Consider the following 8,170-nt stretch of genomic DNA (forward strand, 5'->3'; position numbering starts at 1 on the left):
AAGAGCTGGGCACTTCGCTCCGTCATTCAAGGCATAACAGGCCCTAGCAATACGACAGGCTATTCTTGATCGCATCCTGTGCCCACCCATCGGGCAATACCCGCACTGTGGTGCCTTCTACTCCGGGCCTCACAACACGTTTTACCAAAGTAGTGCTAAGACACGGGACCCGCGTCTGGCAGAACGGAATTTCGAGCCCCAGATTGGGGGGAGTAAGATCCGTCCAGCCGTCCTCAATCGCTTCCCAGCGCCCGGCACTTCCTTCACTCATGTCGTCGTCCACGAAGAAACGTCAAAAGGGTTGACGGCGACCAGTCGCCGACATTGTCCAAAAGAGCGCTTGGGTTACATTTGAAATTGTAATAAGGTATGTATCAAATATAAATATTGTCAAATATTGACCAGTCTATTTACGCACGTATCATGCATAACCATACCAACAATTGGCGACGAAGCTAGTCGGAGTTGACTGATATGGTTTGGGTGAACACACGAATGTGCCGCATCGAACGATGTTGTGCAGCGCACGCCAATCACATGGCGCAGGCGTACATCAGCTAGATCGCCGGCGGGAATACTGCCGGCCAGGCCCTGTTAATGCGGGAACGGAAAAGGGCGGTACCCAATGTTTGAATCCCAAATAGTCGAAATCGACGGCACGTTTCTCGGTACTTTTATCCTGGAGGGTGACCGCGAGACCCGGCGTTTCTATGCCACTCATGACAGCGTGCGCTCCTGCCACAATCGGACGTCGATTGAACCCGGCGAACTGACGCCACAACTCGCTAGCCTGTTTCGGCGCGCCCGCACGGACAACGCCCTTCTGGGGATTGTCGGCGAGGCGTCTTAGTAACTCGATTAGTCCAAGGATAACATGACATGAGTAATTTTCGTCCGCTGCATGACCGAGTAGTTCTGCGGCGTATCACGGCGGCCGAGAAAACCGCCGGCGGCATCATTATTCCCGACACCGCCCAGGAAAAACCCGCCGAGGCCGTGGTTGTGGCTGTCGGGCCGGGTACTCGCGATGAGCATGGACAATATGTGGCGCTTGAGGTTCGCGAGGGCGACCATGTCCTGTTCGGAAGATGGTCCGGTACCGAGGTCAGGATCGGTGAAGAGGATTTTCTGATCGCGAAAGAATCCGATCTGTTCGGCGTCATTGCCGAGCGTTAGATGGCGATCGCGAGACGCTCGTTTCTTTTTTTCTATGTGAGGACAGACTGCCATGGGCAATAAGGACATCAAATTCGCCAGCGATGCACGGGCACGCCTCCTTTCAGGAATCGATACGCTTGCCGACGCGGTCAAGGTGACCCTTGGGCCGAAGGGCCGCAACGTCGTAATCGACAAAAGCTTCGGCGCACCGCGGATCACGAAGGACGGTGTTACAGTAGCGAAAGAGATCGAACTGTCGGACAAGTTCGAGAATCTGGGGGCGCAACTCCTCCGTGAGGTCGCGAGCAAAACCAACGATCTTGCCGGCGACGGCACCACGACCGCCACTGTTTTAGCGCAGTCGATCGCGCGCGAGGGGCTGAAGGCCGTTGCCGCCGGTTTCAATCCGCAAGACCTCAGACGAGGGATCGATCACGCGACGACAGCGGTAATCGGGGAGTTGCGTTCACGCACTCGCTCAATCGCCACCAGGGAGGAAACCGCTCAAGTGGCGACTATTTCGGCTAACGGTGAAGCAGAAATCGGGCGCATCATTTCTGAGGCGGTGCAAAAGGTCGGCGAAGATGGCGTAATCACTGTTGAGGAGGCGAAGGGCTTTGAAACCGAACTCGACGTGGTCGAGGGGTTGCAATTCGATCGGGGCTACATCTCGCCTTATTTTGTTACGAACACTGAAAAGCTGATTGCGGATTTGGAGAACCCCTATGTCTTGATCTACGATAAGAAACTCTCCTCGGTGCAACCGTTGCTGCCGCTTCTGGAGAATGCTGTCAAATCCGGACGTCCACTGCTGATCATTGCTGAGGATGTCGACGGTGAGGCCCTTGCGACCCTTGTGGTGAACAAATTACGTGGTGGTTTGAAGATTGCGGCAGTCAAGGCGCCGGGATTCGGCGATCGCCGTAAGGCCATTCTTGAGGACATCGCGATCCTGACTGGCGGCGAGGTTATAAGCGACGACCTAGGCATCAAGCTTGAAAATGTCACGTTATCGCAGCTTGGCCAGGCGCGTCGCGTTGTGATCGATAAAGATAACACGACGGTTGTCGATGGAGAGGGTGACAGCGACTCCATTAAAGGCCGTGTTGCCCAAATTCGTGCTCAAATTGAGGAAGTCACCTCCGATTATGATCGCGAGAAATTGCAAGAGCGTCTGGCGAAGTTGGCGGGAGGGGTGGCAATTATTCGGGTGGGCGGCTCCACGGAGATCGAGGTCAAGGAGCGTAAAGACCGCGTCGATGACGCGTTGAATGCTACGAGGGCCGCCGTCGAGGAGGGGATTGTTCCCGGCGGAGGCACCGCACTAGCCCGCGCGGCCGAGATTTTGGGTCGGCTGGAGTTCGACAATGATGACCAGCGTATCGGTGGGGATATTGTTCGCAGAGCACTGCAAGCCCCTTTACGTCAGATTGCCGAGAATGCTGGTGCGGATGGCGCGGTAGTCGCCGGGAAGGTGCTTGAGCAAGCGGATTATAATTTCGGCTTTGACGCTCAGCTGGGGGAGTACAAGGATTTGGTTGTCGCTGGCATCATCGACCCGACTAAGGTCGTGCGAACGGCCCTGCAGGATGCCGCGTCCGTCGCTAGCTTGCTGCTCACGACAGAGGTTCTGGTCACTGAAAGGCCCACGGACAAACCCGCGGCGGCTCCAGCTGGCGGCGACTTTGGCTATTAAGAAATGGACCTATCGATCTTGCCGATTACGCAGGCTGTTCCGAGCGACCGCCGCAACCAGGATTTCGACGTTGGGATGAGAAGCGACCGTGAAGATCACAAGTTTGCGCGCCTATCTGGATCAGCAGCACGTGCGTCCGCCAGATCTACAGGTCAGAGAGCCGATGGCACCTTCGGTAGAGTGGGTTTGGGGCGAAATGCTTGCCGAGGCGCGGAATCATAGTGACGAAATCCTAAATCCTATGCTTCATGTTGCTATTTTGGAGCAGACAAGTTTCGCTACAGCATTGGCCTTCCTGCTGTCGTGCAAGCTCGGCAGCAATTTGATTAATCAGGCCACCGTCTTTGAACTCATCGCTGATTTCCAGAATGCGCGGCCAGCGATGGTCGCGGCTGCGGCCGCCGATCTAAGTGCGATCCGCGAACGTGATCCGGCTGCGGCTAACTATGTGTGTCCCTTCCTGTTTTTCAAAGGGTTCCATTCAATTCAGTCCTATCGCATCGCGCATTGGTTGTGGCGGGAAAACCGCAAGTCGTTGGCATGCTATATCCAGAGCCGGGCGTCGGAACTGTTTGCGGTGGACATACATCCTGCCGCCGTGCTCGGACAACGAATCCTGTTCGATCACGGTACTGGCATTGTCGTAGGTGAGACGGCAGTGGTTGAGGACGATGTGGCTCTGCTGCAGAATGTCACTTTGGGTGGGACCGGCAAGGGAGCAGGCGACCGACATCCTAAAATTCGACGAGGCGCCGTAATTGGGACAGGCGCGAAGGTGCTTGGCAATATTGAGGTTGGTGAAGGCGCCAAGGTGGGTGCAGGGTCCATTGTACTCCGTTCTGTCGCTCCGTTCACGACTGTCGTTGGCAATCCAGCGCGCATGGTGGGTGAGCGGCACGTTGATCTTCCGTCTCTGACCATGGACCAGAGCGTTCCCCCCGCGGATTTTGTTATTTAAATACGAAACCTGGTTATCCGCTGCGTTCAGCGTCGTTCAATGATCTATGATGGCGGCGGGGCAGTGAGTGAGTTGCTTTTTGTTGTTTGAGCGTTGGATGTAGCGCGTCATTCTGCTCTTCTGCCGGCGCCTGGTGTGTCGCGAGTGGATGATCGGCGTGCGTAGAGCAGAGCCGTATGTATGATCTGTAGCGGCCTTCCATGGAAATGCGCCACGAAGGGTATTGCACGCACGGGACGTTTATATAACTGTTTTCCCCGCTGGAGCCGTCTTGCCGTTTGATCGAATTTTGCCATGCTGACTGATCAGGTCGACCCTCCCAAAGAACCGATGATTTAGTAGCCTACTTCACAGCAAGCGCACAGCCGTCTTTCCGGTTCACCGGGGGTGCTTTTCCCCGCCGGATCAGGCGAATATAGGAAGGAACGCTCTTCAAGCTGCCGTGCTCGGGGTCGGGGTGGTCCATTCGGTCTTTGGCTGGCGGGCAGCGCTTTCATAAAGCACTGATGTGCTGCTCGAGGATTTCTCTGTTTAGAGATACACGTTCACCGTGAACCATAGTGATGACGTCAGTAAAATCAGACAATCTCTGGCACTCCGAAATACCATAGCCTGCATCCTTCCGGGGAAAGATTGATCTCGAAGTTACCTTATCACGCGTAACTGTATATGAAGCTTCACCTGTTCGACAATTTGTTCGCGGCGTCGACATACTCGAGGCCGGTAATTAACACGTTTATTGAAACGACTTTTATTTTTATGGCCCCACCCTTATGACCGATAGCTTCATTTTCATTTAAAAAATTCTTTGGTTGAGGTAATATACTCGTCGCAGCGCGAATAAATTTTTCATAAGCGAAAAGCTCGTCTGGCCTAAAAAAAACTCATTGACTTCACCCTCTTTTCTTCGTGTGGCGAGTGGATTTCGCCTCAGTTTGTGATATCGTCTTTACGTTTCCCTTGCCGCAAAAAAGTGCCGAATACGCGGTCGTGCGAGGTCACGCCCCCTCGTTCCTTGCATGAACGAACTATGCGTTGTTTGTCGGTCGCGCAAAATGGCGATTTGGTTGAAAATCATTGCAAGATTGCGAATCGGAGTAATCATGCTGTCCCTGATGATCAGAACCTCGTGTTGCCCGCTGGTCTCTGCTCAACTTGAGAGATCCGTAAAAGGTTACAAGTTGACGAGTGGAATATGAACGATCCCAAGGACATTGAGGCTGACGTTCTTATTGTTGGTGGAGGAATGGCGGCCGGATGGGCGGCTGTGTCGGCCGCTAAAGCCGGCGCTTCGGTGGTGGTCGTCGACAAGGGCTTCATGGGCACCAGCGGGGTGACAGCGACAGCGGGGCCAAATCATTGGTGGGTTCCGCCCGAGCCGGCTTTACGTCAGGCAGCTGTAACCCGACGGCTTGAGAGCGCCTGTGGCCTCGCGGATTCAGAGTGGATGGCGCGGATAATCGACATCACATGGCGCTCCATTCCTGAACTCGACGCATATTATCCTTTCTCTTCAGACGGTAACGGTGGTCTTTTTCGTGCTGGCCTGCGCGGGCCCGAGTATCTACGCGGCCTGCGTCACTACGCGACCACTCTTGGGGCGCGAGTGCTCGACCATCACCCGGCGTTGGAACTGCTAGCGCGGCCTGACGGCTCGGTCGGCGGGGCTCTCGGATATGACCGACTGAACAGGACGCGCTGGCGCGCTCGGGCAGGCGCGGTGATCCTCGCGACCGGCGGGTGTGGCTTCCGATCCGGCCTGATAGGAAGTTATTCCAACACAGGGGATGGGTATCTGATGGGTGTGGAAGCGGGTGCGGAACTCTCTGGAATGGAGTTTTGCGTGTCCTATTCCATCTCTCCTGCGTGGCTAAGCACGCGTACGCTCCCTTATACAGGCGCGCGCTATTATGACGCGTCAGGCGAGGAACTTGACGTTCCGGCCGGCCCGGATCGCCAACGCGAACACCTGTTGGCGCTGGCCGACGCGTTTCGCGTTGGTCCAGTTTACGCTGACTTACACGAGGCGCCTAAAGCTCTGCCGAATGTGGTGCGCCAGATTCAACCTGCGACGGTTGCAGCTTTCGAACGCCGTGGCCTGGACATGTTCCGTGACAGATTCGAAGTGAAGCTGTTCGGTGAAGGTACGATCCGCGGAACAGGCGGCTTGCGTATCGTCGATACAGACTGCGCTACGTCCGTCCACGGTCTTTTCGCTGCAGGCGATGCCGCTACACGCGAGCATATCGCCGGCGCGACAAGCGGCGGCGGCGCACAAAACGCAGCCTGGGCGCTGTCATCGGGCGTCCTATCAGGACGGGCCGCTGTGTCCTTCGCCAAAAAGAGAGGCCGTGCACAATGTAGTGGCGCATTGCTAGCTTTGGGGCGCGCGGGGTTGCGTCCCAATGTCAAACGTGCGTCGCTGTCCGATCAGAAAGCGCTCCAGAAGATCGCGCACGATGAAATACTGGATCTCGACAAAGCCTTACGTCGCCGTAAGGAAGTTCTGGCGGCCTCGACGCAAACGCTCGAAGAGGCTTGGTGTTATACCAAGGATTCGGTAGGCGACGACGGACTTGGCGTTGTTGCCGCACGCGAAACGGCGGCTCTCGTCGCTACGGCGCGATGGTGCAACGCTGCCGCGCTAGGTCGTGAGGAGAGTCGGGGCATGCATGTGCGAGAGGATTTTCCGCACAGCGATCCGCAAATGGAACACAGGCGGATCTTGACAGGCCTCGATCAGATTCGCATCCGGGCGGACGTTGCGACGGAAACAAAGGCACTAGCGTGATTGAAGCTATTTTACCGGAAAACTGCACGGGCTGTAATCAATGTGTGTCGGCCTGTCCGGATCATGTGCTTGACCACGGTCCGGCGAATGGGATCCCCATCATTGCACGTGTTGACCAATGTCAGACCTGCTTTATGTGCGAGCTCTACTGTCCACATGACGCTATCTACGTCTCTGTTGGTGACCCAGAAACAGGAAAGGTCACGGAACGTCCGTTGGACCTGATAGGACGAATTCGTCATGATTACGGCTGGGACGGCAGGAAGGAGGACGCCTTGCGCGATTTCTGGCAGCTCGGACCCTTGTTGCGCGAAGGATTGGAAATATCTGCGGCGCGGCATGCACAGCGTCACGTGAACGAAGACGTCGCCGGTAATGCCTTGCAAAGTCACGACGTAGAGAGTCCGCCTGCATGACACAGATGCTTTTTCGTCGCGATGTTCTCGGCGCGTCCTTTGCCGCGTTGCTCCCTCTAACCTCACATGCCGACCCCACCAGCGGCGCAGCGGTCGACGGCGATGGCCCTGTCACATTGGTCATCGGGGACCAGCGAGGGGCGACACGCTCACTGCTAAGGGCCGCCCGGCAGCTTGAGGACGTGCCTTACCGTATACAGTGGGCGTTTTTTCCGGTCGGCGCGCCGCTGGTCACGGCTATCGCCGCAAAAGCGCTCGATTTCGGATATGTGGGAGATGCGACGGCGACGTTCGCGTTTGCCAGCGGCCGTCCACTTAAGGTCATCACCGTCTGGCAAATGGGCGGCGACAGCAGCGCGATCGTAATCCCCAAGGACAGCACCGCGCGATCTATGCGCGATCTCGTCGGGCATCGGGTCGCCTACGTCAAAGGGTCGCCGGGGCATCTGCTCGTGCTCGCAGCGCTAAAGCGTGAAAATCTTTCCCCCGAGGAGATCCTCGCCACGCCGCTTACCGCTGCGAACGCTCGCACGGCGTTGGCGAGCGGCAGTATCGACGCTTGGGCCATCTGGGACCCGTATGTCGCAACTGTCGAACTCGAAGATAATGCGCGCCCACTCCTGACGGCAAAAGGACTCGTTGAAGAGGTCGAATGCGGCGTCGCGAACGAGAGCGCCGTGGCGCTCAAGAGAGACCAACTTCTCGATTTCCTCTCACGCGTCGGTCGGGCTGCGGCTTGGAGCGATAGTCATCAGGAGGAGCGCGCGCGTGCGTTCAGCGCGGACACAGGTGTGCCGCTCGACGTCGCGCGCCTGACAGTGTCCCGTCAGCGTTTCACCCCCCTTTCGAGCGTGACCGACCACGCCGTCGCAGTCCACCAGCATGTAGCTGATTTGTATCAAGCGGCCGGCGTCATCCCCTCCAGGATCGAGGTGGCGCAGTTTTATGATCGGTCATTCGTTATAGCGCAGTGAACTGCGAGCATTTAGGCGCTATGGCTTGGCTCCGCTGCACAGTTTCGGCGATAGGCCGTCGTGAACCCTTAGCCGGTTTTCTGCTGCACAACGGCTTGAGTGGGGAGAGTTCCGCGCGTTGCGACGTGATCTAGGCTCAGGACCTATTAATTTATTGAAGTGAGCGAGAGGTTGTGA

Annotated in this window: 7 protein-coding genes; all 7 read left to right on the forward strand. The window is 56.7% G+C overall.

Annotated elements, in window-relative coordinates:
• Positions 1–625 precede the first annotated feature (625 nt).
• Entirely contained in the window at positions 626–850 is a 225-nt protein-coding gene (locus HK28_RS10415; protein WP_086644515.1) for a hypothetical protein, read from the forward strand.
• A 29-nt stretch (positions 851–879) separates the two neighbouring features.
• Positions 880–1,176 carry a co-chaperone GroES gene (gene groES / locus HK28_RS10420; protein ID WP_086644516.1) on the forward strand — a complete coding sequence of 99 codons (297 nt, stop codon included), beginning with the start codon at positions 880–882 and terminating at the stop codon, positions 1,174–1,176.
• A 52-nt stretch (positions 1,177–1,228) separates the two neighbouring features.
• Complete coding sequence (groL, locus tag HK28_RS10425) at positions 1,229–2,854, forward strand: chaperonin GroEL (protein WP_086644517.1); 1,626 nt, start codon at positions 1,229–1,231, stop codon at positions 2,852–2,854.
• 163 nt (positions 2,855–3,017) lie between these two features.
• On the forward strand, positions 3,018–3,812 hold the full coding sequence (gene cysE, locus HK28_RS10430) for a serine O-acetyltransferase (protein ID WP_086644520.1): 795 nt from the start codon (positions 3,018–3,020) through the stop codon (positions 3,810–3,812).
• Between the two features lie 1,195 nt (positions 3,813–5,007).
• A complete protein-coding gene (locus HK28_RS10435; protein WP_086644518.1) occupies positions 5,008–6,603 on the forward strand; it encodes an FAD-binding protein in 1,596 nt (531 codons plus the stop codon).
• On the forward strand, positions 6,600–7,019 hold the full coding sequence (locus tag HK28_RS10440) for a ferredoxin family protein (protein WP_086644519.1): 420 nt from the start codon (positions 6,600–6,602) through the stop codon (positions 7,017–7,019). Before HK28_RS10435 ends, HK28_RS10440 begins: the two co-directional genes overlap by 4 nt.
• Complete coding sequence (locus tag HK28_RS10445) at positions 7,016–7,993, forward strand: aliphatic sulfonate ABC transporter substrate-binding protein (RefSeq protein ID WP_233140486.1); 978 nt, start codon at positions 7,016–7,018, stop codon at positions 7,991–7,993. The genes HK28_RS10440 and HK28_RS10445 overlap by 4 nt, the downstream gene beginning before the upstream one ends.
• The last annotated feature ends 177 nt before the right edge of the window (positions 7,994–8,170 follow it).

Source organism: Acetobacter sp. DsW_063, assembly GCF_002153745.1.
Taxonomy (GTDB): domain Bacteria; phylum Pseudomonadota; class Alphaproteobacteria; order Acetobacterales; family Acetobacteraceae; genus Acetobacter.

Excerpts from the sequence above, each read along its gene's own strand:
- cysE (WP_086644520.1), top strand. The coding sequence starts at position 3,018 with ATGGCACCTTCGGTAGAGTGGGTTTGGGGCGAAATGCTTGCCGAGGCG.
- groES (WP_086644516.1), top strand. The coding sequence starts at position 880 with ATGAGTAATTTTCGTCCGCTGCATGACCGAGTAGTTCTGCGGCGTATC.
- HK28_RS10435 (WP_086644518.1), top strand. The coding sequence starts at position 5,008 with ATGAACGATCCCAAGGACATTGAGGCTGACGTTCTTATTGTTGGTGGA.
- groL (WP_086644517.1), top strand. The coding sequence starts at position 1,229 with ATGGGCAATAAGGACATCAAATTCGCCAGCGATGCACGGGCACGCCTC.
- HK28_RS10415 (WP_086644515.1), top strand. The coding sequence starts at position 626 with ATGTTTGAATCCCAAATAGTCGAAATCGACGGCACGTTTCTCGGTACT.
- HK28_RS10445 (WP_233140486.1), top strand. The coding sequence starts at position 7,016 with ATGACACAGATGCTTTTTCGTCGCGATGTTCTCGGCGCGTCCTTTGCC.